The 16,967-nt window shown below is 66.4% G+C and carries 14 protein-coding genes; 4 read left to right on the top strand and 10 right to left on the bottom strand.

The genetic code is table 11. The annotated features are described in order from the left end of the window. Positions 1-141 precede the first annotated feature (141 nt). Entirely contained in the window at positions 142-1,809 is a 1,668-nt protein-coding gene (locus ASC83_RS24490) for a DUF692 family multinuclear iron-containing protein (RefSeq protein ID WP_082522270.1), read from the top strand. Here the strand turns inward: ASC83_RS24490 and ASC83_RS00490 are convergent. From ASC83_RS00490 to ASC83_RS00475, 4 genes are all read right to left on the bottom strand, one after another. Then, positions 1,806-2,783 (bottom strand): tripartite tricarboxylate transporter substrate binding protein, encoded by a 978-nt coding sequence (locus tag ASC83_RS00490; protein ID WP_056056701.1) that lies wholly within the window; start codon positions 2,781-2,783, stop codon positions 1,806-1,808. The genes ASC83_RS24490 and ASC83_RS00490 overlap by 4 nt on opposite strands. Before the next feature lie 39 nt (positions 2,784-2,822). Further along, the gene (gene tcuB / locus ASC83_RS00485; protein ID WP_056056699.1) at positions 2,823-4,004 is read right to left on the bottom strand and encodes a tricarballylate utilization 4Fe-4S protein TcuB; all 1,182 of its coding nucleotides are present in this window, start codon (positions 4,002-4,004) and stop codon (positions 2,823-2,825) included. Next, a complete protein-coding gene (gene tcuA / locus ASC83_RS00480) occupies positions 3,991-5,457 on the bottom strand; it encodes an FAD-dependent tricarballylate dehydrogenase TcuA (RefSeq protein WP_056056697.1) in 1,467 nt (488 codons plus the stop codon). The genes tcuB and tcuA overlap by 14 nt, the downstream gene beginning before the upstream one ends. A gap of 192 nt (positions 5,458-5,649) precedes the next feature. After that, entirely contained in the window at positions 5,650-6,633 is a 984-nt protein-coding gene (locus tag ASC83_RS00475; RefSeq protein WP_056056696.1) for a LysR substrate-binding domain-containing protein, read from the bottom strand. 354 nt (positions 6,634-6,987) lie between these two features. Here ASC83_RS00475 and ASC83_RS00470 point away from each other — a divergent pair, with 354 nt between their 5' ends. Next, the gene (locus ASC83_RS00470; RefSeq protein WP_056056694.1) at positions 6,988-8,649 is read left to right on the top strand and encodes an L-lactate permease; all 1,662 of its coding nucleotides are present in this window, start codon (positions 6,988-6,990) and stop codon (positions 8,647-8,649) included. A 121-nt stretch (positions 8,650-8,770) separates the two neighbouring features. On the opposite strand, the gene ASC83_RS00465 is transcribed toward ASC83_RS00470, so the two are convergent. From ASC83_RS00465 to ASC83_RS00455, 3 genes are all read right to left on the bottom strand, one after another. Beyond that, entirely contained in the window at positions 8,771-9,835 is a 1,065-nt protein-coding gene (locus ASC83_RS00465) for a porin (protein ID WP_056056692.1), read from the bottom strand. An 88-nt stretch (positions 9,836-9,923) separates the two neighbouring features. Then, positions 9,924-10,922 carry a tripartite tricarboxylate transporter substrate binding protein gene (locus ASC83_RS00460; RefSeq protein ID WP_056056690.1) on the bottom strand — a complete coding sequence of 333 codons (999 nt, stop codon included), beginning with the start codon at positions 10,920-10,922 and terminating at the stop codon, positions 9,924-9,926. A gap of 69 nt (positions 10,923-10,991) precedes the next feature. Beyond that, positions 10,992-12,083: a 4-oxalomesaconate tautomerase gene (locus ASC83_RS00455; RefSeq protein WP_056056688.1), complete on the bottom strand. Its 1,092-nt coding sequence runs from the start codon at positions 12,081-12,083 to the stop codon at positions 10,992-10,994. Positions 12,084-12,273: 190 nt separating this feature from the next. Here ASC83_RS00455 and ASC83_RS00450 point away from each other — a divergent pair, with 190 nt between their 5' ends. Together ASC83_RS00450 and mnmA are read left to right on the top strand one after the other, a co-directional pair. Beyond that, on the top strand, positions 12,274-13,215 hold the full coding sequence (locus ASC83_RS00450) for a LysR family transcriptional regulator (RefSeq protein WP_056056686.1): 942 nt from the start codon (positions 12,274-12,276) through the stop codon (positions 13,213-13,215). After that, positions 13,212-14,381 (top strand): tRNA 2-thiouridine(34) synthase MnmA, encoded by a 1,170-nt coding sequence (gene mnmA / locus ASC83_RS00445; RefSeq protein ID WP_056056683.1) that lies wholly within the window; start codon positions 13,212-13,214, stop codon positions 14,379-14,381. Before ASC83_RS00450 ends, mnmA begins: the two co-directional genes overlap by 4 nt. A 136-nt stretch (positions 14,382-14,517) precedes the next feature. Here the strand turns inward: mnmA and ASC83_RS00440 are convergent, their stop codons facing one another. From ASC83_RS00440 to ssb, 3 genes are all read right to left on the bottom strand, one after another. After that, a complete protein-coding gene (locus ASC83_RS00440) occupies positions 14,518-15,231 on the bottom strand; it encodes a Bax inhibitor-1 family protein (RefSeq protein ID WP_056056682.1) in 714 nt (237 codons plus the stop codon). Positions 15,232-15,335: 104 nt separating this feature from the next. Next, complete coding sequence (locus tag ASC83_RS00435) at positions 15,336-15,911, bottom strand: hypothetical protein (RefSeq protein ID WP_056056680.1); 576 nt, start codon at positions 15,909-15,911, stop codon at positions 15,336-15,338. Between the two features lie 382 nt (positions 15,912-16,293). Next, positions 16,294-16,848: a single-stranded DNA-binding protein gene (ssb, locus tag ASC83_RS00430; RefSeq protein WP_056056677.1), complete on the bottom strand. Its 555-nt coding sequence runs from the start codon at positions 16,846-16,848 to the stop codon at positions 16,294-16,296. Between the last annotated feature and the right edge of the window lie 119 nt (positions 16,849-16,967).

The raw sequence follows: 16,967 nt of genomic DNA, 5'->3' as shown, positions 1-16,967 counted from the left end.
CCCCTGAGGCGCTGCGCGCCATCCCCCCAGGGGGACACCGCCAGCGCGGCGGGGCGGCCCTTGCGCGGCGGTGCTGGCATCAGGGCGTGCCAGTCTCGGCGATCATGCCCAGTGCCCGCACTTTGATACCTTGATTTCGCCATGGCACATGACCTCATAGCTACGCGCGGCACCGGCTTTGGCCTGGGGCTGCGCACGCAGCACTACGCCGATTTCCTCGCGCGCAAGCAGCCGCTCGACTGGCTGGAAATCATCACCGACAACTACCTCATCGATGGCGGCAAGCCGCTGGCGGTGCTTGATGCCATCCGGCGCGACTACCCCGTGGCCATGCATGGCGTTGCGATGTCCATCGGTGCGTCGCAGGGCGTGGACGTGCCGTATCTGCAGCGCGTGAAGGCGCTGGCCGACCGCATCGAGCCGTTGTGGGTGTCCGACCACCTGTGCTGGACGGGCCCGGGCCCCGAGCAGTTGCACGACCTGTACCCGCTGCCTTACACCGACGAGTCTGCACGCCACGTGATCGCGCAGATCCGCCATGCGCAAGACGTGTTGGGCCGCAGGCTGGTGCTGGAGAACGTGTCGAGCTACGTCCGCTACCGGCAAGACAGCGCGAGCGAGTGGCAGTTTCTGGCCCACATTGCTGAGGAGGCCGACTGCCTGCTGCTGGTCGATGTGAACAACATCTACGTGAGCAGCGTGAACCATGGCTTTGACCCGCTGACGTACCTGCAGGCACTGCCCGCGCATCGCGTGCAGCAGATTCATCTGGCTGGGCACAGCGACAACGGCGACCACATCATCGACACGCACGACTACCCGGTAGCGCAACCGGTGTGGGATCTTTACGCCCAGGCCTGCCAGCGCTTTGGCGCCGTGGCCGCGATGATCGAGCGCGACGACCACATTCCGCCGCTGGCCGACCTGCTCGATGAGTTGGCGACGGCGCGGCGCATAGCGGCAGAGACCTTGGCCTCGCCCGAACCCGCAACTGCTGCAGTCATGCCTTTAGCCCCCGCAGTGGACCCGCTGCCACTGGCTGCTGTACAGCGCCACTTCGCCGACCAGGTGCTGGCCGGCGCGCTGCCGCAAGCCACACCCGATGACCCTGTCACCGGCCGCCTGCCCATCTACCACCATGCCTACCGCGCACGGCTGGCCGAGGTGCTGGCGGACACTTACGCCAAGACGTTTCTCTACATGGGGTCAGACAGTTTCGATGTGCATGCCCGCGCTTTTGCGGTGGCCCATCCGCCGCAGACACGCAGCCTGAATCGCTACGGTGAAGGACTGGTGGAAGCGCTGCGAGTGCAATACCCCGACAACCCCGAGCTGCATGAACTGGCCCAGCTCGACTGGGATTTGCGCACCCGCTTTGACAGTGCCGATGTGCCAACCCTGGAGACTGCGGCAGCTCAGGCATCGGTCACCTGGACCACCCGCCCCGGTGTGCTGCACCCCAGCGCCTTGCTGCGAACGATCACGACGAACGTCGTGGGCGTGTGGAAAGCCATCCACACGGATGACGACGTGCCCGAGGCCGTGGCTCTGTCCGCACCAGCCACGCTGCTGGTCTGGCGCAAAGGCCACCAGCCGCACTTTCGCACGCTCGACACGGCCGAGTCTGCCTGGGTGCAAGCGATGCACGCCGGTGCCTCGGTCCACGACGCCTGCGCGGCGCTGCTGGGCAGCGGCCTGTGGAAGGGCGACCCCACCGTGCTCGGCGGCTGGCTCGCGCAGCTGCTGGACGATGGGTTGGTGCAGGCGGATGGTGCTGTGGAGGCATCGCGCGGTGCCGGCCCTTGCTAGTCCGCCGTCAGCTTGCGTTCCTTGATGATGGTGGCCCACTGGGTCGATTCCTTTTTCATGAAGGCCGTCAGCTCGGCGCGTGTGGTGGGCTGCGGCGTGAGGCCGTGCTTGTTCAGCGCCTCTTTCACGCCCGGGTCGTTCAGCACCTTCACGATCTCCTGGTTCCAGCGGTCCAGCAGCGGCGCGGGCGTTTTGCCCGGCGCCACAAAGGCGTACCAGTTGAGCGCCTCAAAGCCCGGATAGCCCGACTCCGCCACGGTAGGGATGTTGGGCAGGTAGGCCGGACGCGTGAGGCCGGTGGTGGCCAGCGGTATGAGCTTGCCCGTCTCCACATGCGGCAGCGCAGTGGGGGGCGCGGCAAAGTACGAGGTCACGCGCTCGCCCAGCAGGTCCTGCAGCGCGGGGGCGCCGCCCTTGTAGGGCACATGGGTCATGTCGATGCCGGCTCGCTGGTTGAACAGTTCACCCGCCAGGTGCGATGCCGAGCCCGCGCCGGTGGAGGCAAAGTCCACGCTGCCGGGCTTCTTCTTGGACAGCTGCACAAACTCGGCCAGCGTCTTCACGCCCGCGCCCTTGTGCACCACCAGCACGTTCGGAAAGTTCACCCCGCCCGACACGGCGGCCAGGTCCTTGAAGGGGTCGTAGGCCACCTTCATCAGGTGGGGCGCAATGGTGAGCGGTCCCACCGACCCGAGCAGCAGCACCGAGCCATCGGCGGGCGCATTGGCCACAAACTGGTGCGCGATGTTGCCGCCTGCGCCACCCTTGTTGTCCACCACCACCGACTGGCCGATGTTCTCGCCCAGCTTCTTGGCGATGAGCCGTGCCGCCGCATCGGCCGCGCCGCCTGCGGCAAAGCCCACGACCAGCGTGACGGGCTTCTTGGGCGGAAAGTCTTGCGCCGCAGCGCCCAAGGCGAGAGGCAGGGTGGCCAGCGCCAAGGCGCAACGCAGCAGGGTTCTTTTGGGGTTCATGGGGGTCTCCTTCATTGTGGGTTGTTGGGGGGCTGGGGATCAGTCGGCGCCCAGGCCGATGGGGTTGGGCTGTCGCTTCTCCACGGCATGGCGCAGCAGCGACGCGGTGCGGAAGATGCCGTGCGCAAACTTGCCGTAGGGCATGGTGGCGAACAGCGCCATCACCGCGCCCAGGTGCAGGCACAGCAGCAGCGGCAGGCCTGCGGTGCCACGCACCGCCCACAGCGCCAGGCCGCTGGTGGCGGTGAGGAACAGCAGGGCGATGAAGGCGCGGTCCATGGGCTTTTGTGCGGCATCGCCGTGTTGCGGGTGGCGGCGCAGGTTCAGCCGCCACAGGCCGGCCGTGCCAACGGCCAGGCTGACACCGCCAATGCCGCCCAGCAGCTTGGGCAGGCTGGGCAGGTCGTACGGTGCAGGCAAGGCCAGCAGGTAGTGGTACAGCGTCGCCACGCTGGTGGCCGCAAAACACAGCATGAAGCCGTAGAACGTGAGGTGGTGCATGCGCCTGCGCGACAGGGTGTAGGCATCGTCCTCGTTGTGGCAGCCATCGCCATGGCCGCCGTCCAGGTACTTGAGGCGCAGCACGGCATCGGTGGCCTCGGCCGTGGCGGGCGCGCTCAGCGGCGCGCCGCTGGTAGCGGGCGTCACGTCGCGCCAGAAGCGGCGCACGCCGAGGCCCAGCGCCAGCACGGCGAACAGGAACACGGGCGCAAACAGGCCCACCAGCAGGTTGTGCGGGAAGATGCCGTAGAAGCCGCCCACAGGGGCCTGCCACAGCGCGGCGATGCCCTGGCCATGCAGCACCACGGCCAGCAGCAGGAACAGCGTGAGCCCGGCCACCAGTGCCAGGGCCAGGGTCAGGCCGTTGCGCTGGTACAGCTGGCCCAGCGCGGGTGGCCAGGCGTAGTCGGCATAGGTCTGGCCGCGCACCTGGGCCATGGCCTGCGGAATGTTCACCGCAAACTCGTGCGGCGGCGCGTACTGGCAGGCGTGCAGGCAGGCACCACAGTTGTGACACAGGTTGGCGATGAAGTGGATGTCGGCCTTGCCAAACTCCAGCCGCCGCGTCATGGCCGGGAACACGGCGCAAAAGCCTTCGCAGTAGCGGCAGGCGTTGCAGATCTGCAGCTGGCGCGCCACCTCGGTCTCGGGCGCAGACAGCACGATGTCGCCATTTGCCAGCGCCCGGGCGTCGCGCGTCAGGGCCTCAAGCGTTTGCATGGTTTGCTCCTTGTTTTGTAGCGTTTGAGGCATGTTCGACTAGCGCTACCGGGCGTTTGGAGGCCAAAGCTGCCTGCGTGCCCGCAATGCGGCCAAACGCAGTGCCAATGCTCATGCCCACGCCGGCGGTGTAGCCTTTGCCCAGCACGTTGCCGGCCATCATTTCGCCGGCCACAAACAGGTTGGGGCTGGGCTGGTTGTTAAAGCGCACCGCAGCCGTGTCGTCGGTGTGCAGACCCAGGTAGGTAAAGGTGACGCCAGGCTTGAGCGCATAGCCGTAGAACGGGCCGGTGTCGATGGGCCGGGCCCAGTGTGTCTTGGCGGGTGCCACGCCTTCGGTATGGCAGTCGTCCAGCGTGGTGTGGTCGAACTGGCCCACGCGGCAGGCGGCGTTGTAGGTATCGAGCGTGCGGGTGAAGGTGTCCACGGGCAGGCCGAGCTTTTGCGCCAGCTCGGGCAGCGTGTCGGCCTTTACGCCCGGGAACACGGGCGGCATGAAGCGGCCAATGGCCTTGCTGTCGATGATGGAGTAGCCGATCTGCCCCGGCTGCTGCGCCACCAGGCGGCCCCAGATGGCATAGCGCTTGGGCCAGAAGTCCTCGCCCTCGTCGTAGAAGCGTTCGCCCGCGCGGTTGACCACCACGCCCAGCGACACGCAGTCGATGCGCGTGCAGATGCCGCCGTCGTACAGCGGCGCGCGCGCGTCGATGGCCACCATGTGCGCCTGCGTGGGGTCGCCGATGCGGTCGGCGCCGTGGTCGTCGAGCAGGTGCTTGAGCAGCACGCCCTTGTTGTAGGCCGTGCCGCGGATCAGGAAGTTGTCGGCCGGCCACTCGCCGCGCTCGTTCTGGCCCCAGGCTTCGCGCAGCCATTCGCGGTTCGATTCAAAGCCGCCCGCGGCCAGCACGCAGCTCTTGGCGGCAATGCGCTCGCCGTTGGCCAGGTGGGCTGCGACGAAGCGGGGGCCCTCCATCTCGATGCGCTCCACGGGCGCTTCGTAGCGGATCTGCACGCCCAGCTGCTCCGCGCTGCGGTAGTAGGCATTGACCAGCGCCTTGCCGCCGCCCATGAAGAACGCGTTGGTGCGCGCCACATGCAGCGTGCCCGCCAGCGCGGGCTGGAAGTGCACGCCGTGGCGGCGCATCCAGGGCCGGCAGGTGCTCGACTCGCGGATCACCAGGCGCGCCAGGTGTTCGTTGGTCAGCCCGCCCGTCACCTTGAGCAGGTCTTGCCAGAACTCTTCCTCGGGGTAGGCATCGACCAGCACGTCCTGCGGCGCATCGTGCATGCAGCGCAGGTTGCGCGTGTGGGCCGAGTTGCCGCCGCGCCAGGCGCGTGGGGCGGATTCAAGCAGCAGCACGCTGGCGCCCGCCTCGCGCGCCATCAGGGCGGCGCACAGGGCAGCGTTGCCGCCACCGATGACCAGCACATCGACCACAGCATCGCCGCTCATGGCCGGTGGCTCCAGGCGGTGCGTTGCGCGCGGGGGTATGAAGAAGGGGGTGTGGGGCCCATGGGGTGTCTCCTGGCGCGGTCGCCGTGTCGTTCATCGGGGTGATGGCGACTGTAGGGAGACGCAGGCCCGCTGTGCAGCGGGTTCAGGTCATGGGGGTATCACGGATCGTGATGGCTGCGGGGTGGCCGCTCAGGCGCTGGTGTCTTGTCCGCCGATCCATGTCGTGCCAAACCACTGGCCGCTCGTTACCAATTCGCGCACGCAATCCGTCAGCACCACGCGTGCGGCCAGCGCGGCGGGCGAGAGTTCTTCGTCGGGCAGGCTGCACAGCAGGTTGACGCGGCGCGCGGGCGCGTCGGTGAGGCGCGCGCACTGAAAGCGCTCGGCCGCATCCGGGTAGCGGCCCATGGCGGCCCAGGGCTGCACGGTGGAGCCCAGGCCCGCATCCACGGCGGCCATCACCATGGCAAGCGAGTCCACCTCCAGCACCACGTGCGGTGCCACGCGGTCGCGGGCAAAGGCCGTGTCCAGGGTGCTGCGCAGGCCGTGTGGGCCGGTAGGCAGGATCAGCGGCTCCTGCCCCAGCTCGGCGACGGTGATGGTTTCCGGCAGCTGCCGGCCACAGGGGTTGCCGGGACCGCTGCGGGCACAGATGAGGAACAGGTCTTCCTCCAGCAGCGGCGCCATGTCCCAGCGACGCGCGCCCGTGGCCTGTTGCGCCTGGTGCAGGCGGGTGTCGAACAGCACGGCCAGGTCCAGCTCGCGCGCATGCAGCATGGCCGTGAGGTGGCCCGACATGCTCTCCACCATGTGCAGCCGCACGTCGGGGTAGCGTGTGCGCATGGCCTGCATCAGCGGCAGGCCCAGCACGCCCGAGGTGGTGGGCGCCAGCCCCACGGTGACGGTGCCCGACAGCCGCGCCTGCTGCGCCGCGCGCACGGCCTGGTCGGCATGGCGCAGGGTGAGCTGCGCCTCGCGAAAGAACGCCAGCCCTGCCTCGGTGGGGGTCACGCCGCGCGGCGTGCGCTGCAGCAGGCGCGTGGACAGCTCGCTCTCCAGCCGCGTGATCTGCTGGCTGAGTGCGGACTGCACCACGTCGAGGTCCAGCGCGGCGCGGCTCATAGAGCCTTGCTCCACCACGCGCACGAAATAGCGCAGTTGTCTCAGTTCCATAGCGCCCTTTTTGCCATGCGGAACTGTACCCCGGAGCGTCCGTTGCTCCCCCCGGGGGCGCGAATACACCGGTGCTGCCGCGCCGCCCTGACTCGTTGGCGACTGCGTGCTGAGCGCGCAACGCGCCACTTGCAGCAGGCTGACGCCGTTGCTCCGGGTAAACGCGCAGTCCGAGCCCCGGTGACCCGTCAATTCCCTATGGAGGCTGGGGACTTGAAATTAATTACACCGCCAGTGGACCGCATTTCAAGAGAGACACAGGCGCTTTCCCGAAGAATCCGGTGGCGAACCAGGCACTGGCGACTGCTGCGCCAGCATTTTTTCACTTCAACCCTTTCCGAACGGAGACAGGCCATGATCTGGCAACAAATCTACAACCCGGCGGGCAATATGGTTGCGTCCACCGCGCTGGCCGCGATCCCGGTGATCATCATGCTGGCCGCCCTGGGGTTCTTTCACATCAAAGCCCACATCGCTGCCGGCATGGGGCTCATCGCAGCGCTGGTGGTGGCCATATTCGCTTATGGCATGCCCGCCGAGATGGCGGGTCGCGCCGCCTTGTATGGCGGTTTTGTGGGGCTGCTGCCAATCGGCTGGATCGTGCTGAACATCATTTTTCTGCACCAGCTGACTGAGCAGAACGGTAGCTTCAAGGTGCTGCAGGACTCGCTGTCCAACATCACGGAAGACCGCCGCATCCAGCTGCTGCTGATCGCATTTTGCTTTGGCGCATTCTTTGAAGGGGCCGCCGGTTTTGGCACGCCCGTGGCAGTCACTGCCGCGATCCTGATCGGGTTGGGCTTCTCGCCACTCGCTGCCTCGGGGCTGTCGTTGATCGCCAATACCGCCCCCGTGGCGTTTGGTGCACTGGGCACGCCAGTGATCACGCTGGCCAAGGTGCACGGCTACGACCTGATGGAGGTGACGGCCATGATCGGCCGCCAGCTGCCCTTCTTCTCGGTGCTGGTGCCGTTCTGGCTGATCTGGGCGTTTGCCGGGCGCAAGGCGATGTGGGAAATCTGGCCCGCCATTCTGGTCGCCGGTGTGTCGTTTGCCATTCCGCAGTTCCTGGTCTCCAACTACATCGGCCCTGAGCTGGTGGACATCATTGCGGCCATCGTCTCCATGGCGAGCCTGATCGCGTTCCTGCGCGTGTGGCAGCCCAAGAAGATCTGGACCTCGCCCTCGATGCGCGGCCACGACCCCAGTGCCGGTGAAACCAAGCCCGCCCAGGCCCCGGTGCGCTATTCACGCGCCCAGCTGATCAATGCCTGGATGCCCTGGGTGATCCTGTCGGTGTGTGTGTTTGTCTGGGGGCTGCCATCGGTCAAGGCATGGCTCAATGGCATTTTCTCGCCAGCCTTCCCGATGGACGGGCTGCACAACCTCATCGAGAAGATGCCGCCTGTGGTGCCCAAGCCCACCAAGGAAGGTGCGGTCTACACGCTGAACCTGCTGTCGGCCACCGGCACGGGCATCTTGCTGTCTGCACTGGTCAGCGCCCTGCTCATGCGCTACAGCCCCGTCGCTATCGTTGGTACGTTCTTCCGCACCGTCTGGCTGGTGCGCTATTCGCTGCTGACCATCGTGCTCATGCTGGCACTGGGCACGCTCACCCGCTACTCGGGCACGGACACCACCCTGGGTCTGGCGTTTGCCAACACCGGTGTGCTGTACCCCTTCTTTGGCACCCTCATGGGGTGGCTGGGTGTGGCGCTGACCGGCTCGGACACGGCCTCCAACGTGCTGTTCGGGGGCATGCAGAAGGTGGCGGCCGAACAGCTGGGCCTTTCGCCCAACCTCATGGGCGCCGCCAACAGCTCGGGCGGCGTGATGGGCAAGATGATCGATGCGCAGTCGATTGTTGTGGCCTCTACCGCCACCCGCTGGTTCAACCATGAAGGGGACATCCTGCGCTTCGTCTTCTTCCACTCGATCGCGCTGGCCTGCCTGGTGGGGCTGTTGGTGAGCCTGCAGGCTTATGTGTGGCCCTTCACGTCCATGGTGGTGCGATAGCGGGTCGACAGAGTCTCCCTTCCGGCCCCCTGCGGCGGGTGTGCGCCGCGCCACCGGGGGCTTTGGGGCATAAGCCTCCAAGAGACCTGTGCCCAGCGCCCGCCGTATCGGCCTACAGGGCTCAGAACGTGTGCACCACACCGGCCGAGATGCCGGTGGCCGTGGCCTTGTTCGCCGCGCCCTGGAAGCCGTTGCGCCAGCGGGTGTTGTCCAGCTCGGCATACACCTTGGTGCGGCGCGAGAGCTTGTATTCGGCAAACGCCACCAGGCGGCCGTAGCCGTCGTCGGCGGCGCCGGTGCGCGAGCGGTCCACCTTGTAGTAGGCCGCTGTGAGGTCCACCCACGGGGTGGCCGCCCAGGTGCCACCGGCGGACAACACGCGCTGCACGGTGAAGCGGCCTGCCGCCGTTTCGGCCTTGTTGCGGCCGGCATTGGCGGCCAAGCGCACGTTGCCCCACTGGTACGCGGCGCCCAGCGTGGTGGCGTCCAGTGCGCGTTTGTTGGTGTCGTTGAAGCTCTGGTAGGCGCCGGATACCACGAAGCCATCCGCAGCCCAGGCCAGGCCCACGCCGCGTGACGACAGGGCCGAGGCCTGCGATGCGACCTCGCCAACGCCCCACATGGCACGCGCCGTGAAGCCGCCGAAGCGGCCCGTGTACTTCAGTGAATTGTCCAGCCGGTACGAGCCCGAGTTGGCGCCTGCGCTGCCGTACTCGATGCCCAGGCCATGCTGGCTCAGCGCCGTCACGCCGATGTTGGGGTTGAAGCTGGCAAAGCGCATGGCCAGCGGGTCCACGGGCGAGATGGCGTCGGCCAGCGTCGTGGTCTGGCGGCCCAGGGCCAGCGTGCCCCAGCCGCCCTGCAGGCCCACCCAGGATGCGCGGTCGAAGTATTTGGTGGCGTTGGCCGGGGCACCCGAGTCGGCGTTGAGGCCGCTCTCCAGGTTGAACAGCGCCTTGGCGCCGCCGCCCAGGTCTTCACTGCCCCGCAGGCCCCAGCGGCTGGTGGTGTGGATGCCGCTGCCCAGGCTGCGGCTGGAGCCGGCCGTGGGCGCGTTGGATGCGGTGAGGCCGCTGCCATTGCGCAGGCCCAGGTCCACCACGCCGTACAGCGTCACATCAGTGCCTTGTGCCATCGCGCAGTGGCCGACCAATGCAGCGCAGGCCGCTGCCATCTTCGTTTTCATGGGTGTCTCCTCTTGTTGAAATGCGGGCATGTGTGCCGCTGAGGGGCGGTGGCGCCCCTCTGTCTCCCAGAGCCTTCTTCGCAGGGGCTCAATCGGGTGTGAGCTGGGCCTTGACCACCACACCCTTCCACTTGGCGAGTTCCTGCTTCACCGTCAGGGCCAGTTGCTCGGGCGTGCTGGTGTCCACCACCGCGCCTTGTTCCTCGATGCGGCGCACCACGTCCTTGTCGGCCAGTGCGGTGTTCAAGGTCTTGTTGAGCAGGTCGATCACCGGGCGGGGCGTCTTGCCGGGTGCGAACAGGGCGTACCACTGGGTGATCTCCACACCCTTGATGCCTGCCTCGTCCAGCGTGGGCACATCGGGCAGCAGCGACGAGCGCTTGGGCCCGGCCAGCGCCAGGGCGCGCAGCTTGCCGCCCTTCACGTGCGGGTAGGCCGAGAACAGACTGGGAAACATCACCTGCGTCTGCCCGGCCATGGTGTCGTTCATGGCGGGGGCTGCGCCCCGGTAGGGCACATGGGCCATCTGGGCGCCACTTTCGAGCTTGAAGATTTCCGCCGAGAAGTGTGGGGCTGTGCCGTTGCCGGCCGATGCGTAGTTGAAGTCGTGGGGCTTGGCCTTGCTCAGCGCCACCAGTTCGCCCACCGTCTTGGCCGGCACCTTGGGATTCACCACCATCAGCGTGGGCGAGTAGCTCACCATGCCGATGGGCTCGAACTGCGTGATGGGGTCGTAGCGCAGCTTTTGCAGCGCGGGGCTCATGCCGTGGGTGCCGATGTAGCCAAACAAGATGGTGTGCCCGTCGGGTGCCGCACGGGCCACGTATTCGGCCGCAATGGCGCCATTGGCCCCCGCCTTGTTCTCCACGATGACCTGCTGGCCCAGCAGGGTGGAGAGCTTGATGGCCACCACACGCGCCATGCCGTCGTTGCCACCCCCGGCGGCGGTGGGCACGACCAGCGTGATGGGCTTGTCGGGATAGGCCGCATGGGCGGTGCCGGCGGCCCAGAAGGCGCTGGACGCGAGTGCCAGCGCAGCCGTGGCCAGCGCCGTGCGGCGCGTGGTGGAGTGAATGGAACGGGTCATGGTTTGTCTCCTGTCGTAATGGTTGGAATCGTTGGAAGGGCGCTGCGCAAGCGGCGCCCTGAAGAGCGCTCAGTGCGCGGGGGCGTTTTCGGGCACGAACAGCGTGCCTTCCAGAATCTTTCGGGCGGTGCGTACCAGCGCGGCCTGCACCAGCTTGAACTGGCCATCCACCTCGCTGAGCTCCACCTCCACCTGGATGCGGCCTGCCGGGTGCTGCACTTCCACGCGGCGCAGCCCGGCGGCGGGTGCATGCCGTTCGTCGGTGGCCACGGTGCCCGGCAGTACCGAGGCCGCCGCCACGCCAATCGCGCCCGTGACGGCATGCGAGCGGTGGCACTGGTGGGGGGTGAAGTAGCGCGACACCACGCTGCCTGGTGATGTGCCCGGCGACACGATCACCGGCTTGGGCAGCACGCTGTGTGTCACATCGCCCATGCCCATGCGCTGGCCTGCTTCGAGGCGCAGGGCCTCGATGCGGGTGAGCAAGGCGGTGTTGGCGTCCAGCTCGGCAGGTGTCTCGTCGCCGCGCAGGCCCAGGTCGGCGGCGCGCAATAGCACCATCACCTGCGCCGCGTCGATGCAGGTGACCTGCAGGCCCTGGATGGTGTCGATGCGCTGGCCGGTGGGAAAGATCTGCCCGGTGACGGCGCCCCAGGCGTCCAGGAAGTTCATCAGCACGGGGGCTGCCGTGCCCTGCACGCCGTCGATGCGCACATCGCCGTCGTAGTGCACCTGGCCGCCCGCCGTGCACACCTGCACGTCGATGCGGGAGCGGGTGTTGACGTTGTAGACCCGCACGGTGGTGGTCTGGCCTTCGCGGTCTGCGGGGACCAGCCCCTGCTCGATGGCAAAGGGCCCCACACCGGCCAGCATGTTGCCGCAGTTGGGGCGTGTGTCCACGCGGGCCTCCTGCACGCTGACCTGGGCAAACAGGTAGTCCACATCGCAGTCGGGCTGCGTGGAGCGCGAGACGATGGCGACCTTGCTGGTCAGCGAGTTGCCGCCGCCCAGGCCGTCGATCTGCAGCTCATGGGGCGATCCCAGGGCCGCAATCAGCGTGCGGTCGCGGGCTTCGGGGTCGCGCGGCAGCCAGTCGGCCAGGAAGAACGGCCCCCGGGAAGTGCCGCCACGCATCAGAACGCAAGGAATGTTGGTGCTCATGGGTCGGCATGGTGCGACGCCTTCGATGATCTGTGAATTGCATTGTTGGCAACGATTGATGCATGCTGTGCAATAGGCTAACGCGGCTTGTACATGCTCCAATCACGGCCGTGAATTGCAATGTTCCGATCGTTTGATGCACGGCTTGCAACGCTGAAAACACCCCGAAGCGCACTGGAAGGACGCCGCGATGAACAACAAATTCGATCTTGCCGACATCCAGGCCTTTGCGGCCGTGGCCGAGCTGCAGAGCTTTCGTGCGGCCGCCGAGGCCATCCACCTGTCGCAGCCCGCTTTCAGCCGCCGCATCGACAAGCTCGAAGAAGCCCTGGGTGTGCGTCTGCTCGACCGCACCACGCGCCGTGTCACGCTCACAGCCGTGGGGCGCGACTTTGCGCGCAAGACCCGCGTGTGGCTGGATGACCTGGACGGCATGCTCATGGGCCTGGGCGATGTGGCCGCGCGGCGCATGGGCGAGGTCACGATTGCCTGCGTGCCGTCGGCCGTGTATTACTTCCTGCCGCAGGTGGTCAAGCGCTACCACGAGCGGTTTCCGAAAATCCGCGTCAAGGTGCACGACGCCAGCGCCAACGAGGTGCTGGTGGCCGTGGCGCAGGGCGATGCGGACTTCGGCCTGAACTTCATCGGCAGCCAGGAGGCCGAGATCGAGTTCAAGCCCGTGCTGGCCGAGCGTTTTGTGGCCGCCTGCCGGCGCGACCATGTGCTGGCGCGCCGCAAGAAGGTGAGCTGGGCCGAGCTGGGCCAGCACGACTTCATGTCGGTGGGCAAGACCTCGGGCAACCGCCTGCTCATGGACCTGGCGCTCGCCAACGTGCCCGACCGCCCCCAGTGCCTGTACGAGGCCAAGCACGTGACCACGCTGCTCGGCCTTGTGGAGGCGGGCCTGGGCGTGGCGGCCGTGCCCAGCCTGGCCATGCCGGGCAAGGACCACCCCACGCTGGTCAGTATTCCGCTGGTGGAGCCCATCGTCACGCGGCAGATGGGGCTCATCAAGCGCCGGGGCAAAACCCTGTCGCCTGCCGCGCAGCAGCTGTATGACCTGCTCGTGGCTACGCGTTCTGCGCGCCCGCGCAGTGCCCCGGCGGCATCAAAAATACAATCGGGGCAATGACTTCCCCTACCAAACAGCGCGTTGTCGTCGGCCTTTCCGGCGGCGTGGACTCGGCCGTGACCGCTTACCTGCTCAAAAAGCAGGGCCATGAGGTGGTCGGCATCTTCATGAAAAACTGGGAAGACGACGACGACAGCGAGTACTGCTCGTCCAACATCGACTTTGTGGACGCCGCCGCTGTGGCCGATGTGATCGGCATCGAGATCGAGCATGTGAACTTCGCGGCCGACTACAAGGACCGGGTGTTTGCCGAGTTCCTGCGCGAGTACCAGGCCGGCCGCACACCCAACCCCGATGTGCTGTGCAACGCCGAGATCAAGTTCAAGGCCTTCTTGGACCACGCGATGCGCCTGGGTGCGGAGAAGATCGCTACCGGCCACTATGCCCGCGTGCGACACAACCTGGCCACGGGCCTGCACGAACTGCTCAAGGGCCTGGATCCGAGCAAGGACCAGAGCTACTTTCTCCACCGCCTGAACCAGGCGCAGCTGTCCAAGACATTGTTCCCCGTGGGTGAGCTGCACAAGACCGAAGTGCGCCGCATCGCCGAGGAGATCGGCCTGCCGAACGCCAAGAAGAAGGATTCCACCGGCATCTGCTTCATCGGTGAGCGGCCCTTCCGCGAGTTTCTGAACCGCTACATCAGCCATGCGCCCGGGCCCATTCTGGACGACCGGGGACGCAAGCTGGGCCAGCATGTGGGCCTGAGTTTCTACACGCTGGGCCAGCGCCAGGGCCTGGGCATTGGGGGCGTGAAGGAAAAAGGCGCCCAGCGCGGTGGCGGCGCGCACGAGCCCTGGTTCGTGGCCCGCAAGGACCTGGAGAAAAACACGCTGCGGGTGGTGCAAGGTCACGACCACCCCTGGCTGTTGTCGCACCGCCTGGTGGCGCAGGACGTGAGCTGGTGCGCTGGCCAGGCCCCGGCGCCTGGCGCCTACGCTGCCAAGACGCGCTACCGCCAGCAGGACGCAGCGTGCGCGCTGGAGACCGTGCCCGATGGCTTTGCGCTGCAGTTTCCGGACGCCCAATGGGCCGTGACGCCCGGGCAGAGCGCGGTGCTGTACGACGGTGATGTCTGCCTGGGCGGTGGCGTGATTGCTGCCGTGGAGGGGTTGCCGCAGCCCACCGGCCATGCGCCGGCGGTGCAGCCAGCCATGGCCCGTTGACACTTCAAAATTGATAGCTGTCAGGGCAATGGAATCCAGCGCTTGCACCTGATTTGTCTTGAAACTCTCTTTCCAGATGCAAAAAAGCCGGGGCGATGATCGCTCCGGCTTTTTTGTGGGGCGGTGCCCCGGCGTGTCAGTCGTCGTTCGTGGCCAGGCTGATCAGGATGCGCAGCACGTACCAGAGCATGAGCGCAATCGATGCGAACAGGTGCAGCGCTGCGCCGGCGGGGCGGTCTGCAGGGTAGTCGTGGATGATGCGCGAGGTGTCGTACAGCACACAGGCGCCCGCAAACAGCACCATGAGCCCTGAGAACCAGATGCCCAGCTTGAAGCCGAAGATGGCGCCCGCGATGATGGTGCCCAGTGCCACCAGGCCCGCCACCTTCAGGATGCCGCCCAGGAACGAAAAGTCGGTCTTGCTGCTGAACGCCGTCCAGGTGAGCGCCGCCACCAGCAGCAGCGTGATGAAGGCGGCAGCGCCGATGGCGCCGGGCACCAAAAGCTGGGCAATGCCGAACATCGGGGCAAAGATGAGCCCTTCCGCCAGCACGTAGAGGCCCAGGCCCATCAGCTGTGTCTGAGGGTTGTCCGAGTTGTCGGCCAGGTGCGATGCCAGCCAGCCCACGAGCATGAAAGCGCCCATGACCCCCAGCCACAGGAATTTGCTACCGCTGGCCATGAGCATCTTGGCCGCGGCGGTGGAAAGTCCGCTCACCATCAGCACCGCCGACAGCACGACAAAGGCCAGAATGGCCACGCCCAGGTGCTTGTAGGTGGAGACGATGAAATCGCGCCGCTCCATCGGAGCGCCCGCAGGGGTTTGTGGCGAAAGTGCGTTGGGGTTCATGGTGTGGTCCTCCGTAGTGAGCGCGCAGGTTGGCGCAAACGATGGGAGGAGCGCGCCCCGGGCGCTGCCCCTCCCTCCCTCTCTCTTTTTATGGGGTATGGCCGTCAGGCGGCGGCCAGCTGGTGTGCTTCGTCGGCGGCGCGCAGCTTGCGGTTGGACCACACGCCTGCCGCTCCCACCAGCGTGAGCAAAATGGCAAAGATCCAGGTGCCTGCACCGCTGAAGGACTGCGCGGAGGAGGCTGCTTCGGCCTGCAGCCGTTGTTTGGTGGTGTCGTAGCTGATGACGGTCGCGCCGTCTGCCGATACTTCATAGACCAGGTCGCTGTCGCTGCCATCGACCAAGGCGGTGACTTTTTCGTCGATCAGGTTGCCCACCAGCTGCTGCGGTGTGCTGTGGTCGATGCGCAGCTTGCGCGCCTCGGCACCAGCGGTGTCGGGCTGGACCGTGATTTCGTAGTACTTCTTGGTCGTACGACGCTTGCGCTTGACGGTGACTTCAGAGGCCTGCGTCACGGTACCGGACACGGTCTGCAGGCTTTCGCGCGCCACGTAGGCGTGGCCATCTTCCGCCTTCCATCCGCTGTACACCGACAGCCAGATGAGCCCCGGGCCCGCCAGCAGCAGGAGCCACGCGTAGCCAGTGACAAATATCAAAATCTTTCGGACGAACCCTGGCATCACAACCCTCTCTCTTTTCAGTTTGGAATATTGATTTTGGTAACTGCTGGCCGCCGGGTTTTGCACCTCTTTGGCGAGCCAGACCGCGATGATCTTTGATATTTCCGTATCGAATGTAAGGAATTGTTGGTTTGTCGCGGTGGTGCCGAACTGGACAAAACGGAGAAGCGGCGCCCGTGAGCGCCGTTGTAAAAGCCATCGCTCCATGGCCGCGCTGGCGCTTGTGAGTCGGGTGGGCTCCAGCACCTCCTGTTGCGAGTTGCTACGTTTTGACGCCCACAGGCGACGTTTTCCGTGGGGTCGGGCATGCCTTGCGCACAGGCAAAAAAAAGCCCACACCTTGCGGGTGCGGGCTGGGGACTGAGTCCGGTGCCAGAAGCTGTCAGAACGGAATGTCGTCGTCCATGTCGTCAAATCCGGAGGCCGCGCGCGGTGCCTGTGCCACGGGAGCGGGTGCAGGGCGCTGAGCGGGGGCTGCCATGGGGCGCGGCGCTGGCGCTGCACGGCGCGGGGCCTGGTCGTAGCCACCCTGGTCGCCACCGTAACCGTCGTCGTATCCACCGCCTTGCTGTCCGCCGCCCTGCCCGCCACCGCCCATGCCCTGGCGGCTGCCCAGCATCTGCATCTGGTCGGCGCGGATTTCGGTGCTGTACTTTTCAACGCCGCTCTGGTCGGTCCACTTGCGGGTGCGCAGGCTGCCTTCTACATACACCTGCGAGCCTTTGCGCAGGTACTGGCCGGCGATTTCGGCGAGGCGGCCGTTGAAGACCACGCGGTGCCATTCGGTGGCTTCCTTCATTTCGCCAGACTGCTTGTCTTTCCACTTGTCGGTGGTGGCAATCGTCACGTTGGCCACCTGATCGCCACTGGGGAAGGTGCGCATTTCAGGGTCGCGGCCCAGGTTGCCGACGATGATGACTTTGTTTACGGATGCCATGGTGCTGTCTTTGCCTTTAAGGGATAAAAGCGCCGGATTTGGAGAGAGATTCCAGGCGCCAAACGCGCCATTGTGCCGCAACCGGGGGGCAATGGAAGCCCTGACGGCGTGGCACGGCA

The sequence above is a fragment of the Acidovorax sp. Root402 genome (assembly GCF_001425125.1).
In the GTDB taxonomy this organism is placed as follows: Bacteria; Pseudomonadota; Gammaproteobacteria; order Burkholderiales; family Burkholderiaceae_C; genus Acidovorax; species Acidovorax delafieldii.
Note: the sequence above shows the minus strand (reverse complement) of the source record. Positions and strands in the feature narration are given on the sequence as shown.

Excerpts from the sequence above, each read along its gene's own strand:
- tcuA (WP_056056697.1), bottom strand. The coding sequence starts at position 5,457 with ATGAGCGGCGATGCTGTGGTCGATGTGCTGGTCATCGGTGGCGGCAAC.
- ASC83_RS00460 (WP_056056690.1), bottom strand. The coding sequence starts at position 10,922 with ATGACCCGTTCCATTCACTCCACCACGCGCCGCACGGCGCTGGCCACG.
- tcuB (WP_056056699.1), bottom strand. The coding sequence starts at position 4,004 with ATGCAAACGCTTGAGGCCCTGACGCGCGACGCCCGGGCGCTGGCAAAT.
- mnmA (WP_056056683.1), top strand. The coding sequence starts at position 13,212 with ATGACTTCCCCTACCAAACAGCGCGTTGTCGTCGGCCTTTCCGGCGGC.
- ASC83_RS00435 (WP_056056680.1), bottom strand. The coding sequence starts at position 15,911 with ATGCCAGGGTTCGTCCGAAAGATTTTGATATTTGTCACTGGCTACGCG.
- ASC83_RS00440 (WP_056056682.1), bottom strand. The coding sequence starts at position 15,231 with ATGAACCCCAACGCACTTTCGCCACAAACCCCTGCGGGCGCTCCGATG.
- ASC83_RS00475 (WP_056056696.1), bottom strand. The coding sequence starts at position 6,633 with ATGGAACTGAGACAACTGCGCTATTTCGTGCGCGTGGTGGAGCAAGGC.
- ASC83_RS00450 (WP_056056686.1), top strand. The coding sequence starts at position 12,274 with ATGAACAACAAATTCGATCTTGCCGACATCCAGGCCTTTGCGGCCGTG.
- ASC83_RS00470 (WP_056056694.1), top strand. The coding sequence starts at position 6,988 with ATGATCTGGCAACAAATCTACAACCCGGCGGGCAATATGGTTGCGTCC.
- ssb (WP_056056677.1), bottom strand. The coding sequence starts at position 16,848 with ATGGCATCCGTAAACAAAGTCATCATCGTCGGCAACCTGGGCCGCGAC.
- ASC83_RS24490 (WP_082522270.1), top strand. The coding sequence starts at position 142 with ATGGCACATGACCTCATAGCTACGCGCGGCACCGGCTTTGGCCTGGGG.
- ASC83_RS00455 (WP_056056688.1), bottom strand. The coding sequence starts at position 12,083 with ATGAGCACCAACATTCCTTGCGTTCTGATGCGTGGCGGCACTTCCCGG.
- ASC83_RS00465 (WP_056056692.1), bottom strand. The coding sequence starts at position 9,835 with ATGAAAACGAAGATGGCAGCGGCCTGCGCTGCATTGGTCGGCCACTGC.
- ASC83_RS00490 (WP_056056701.1), bottom strand. The coding sequence starts at position 2,783 with ATGAACCCCAAAAGAACCCTGCTGCGTTGCGCCTTGGCGCTGGCCACC.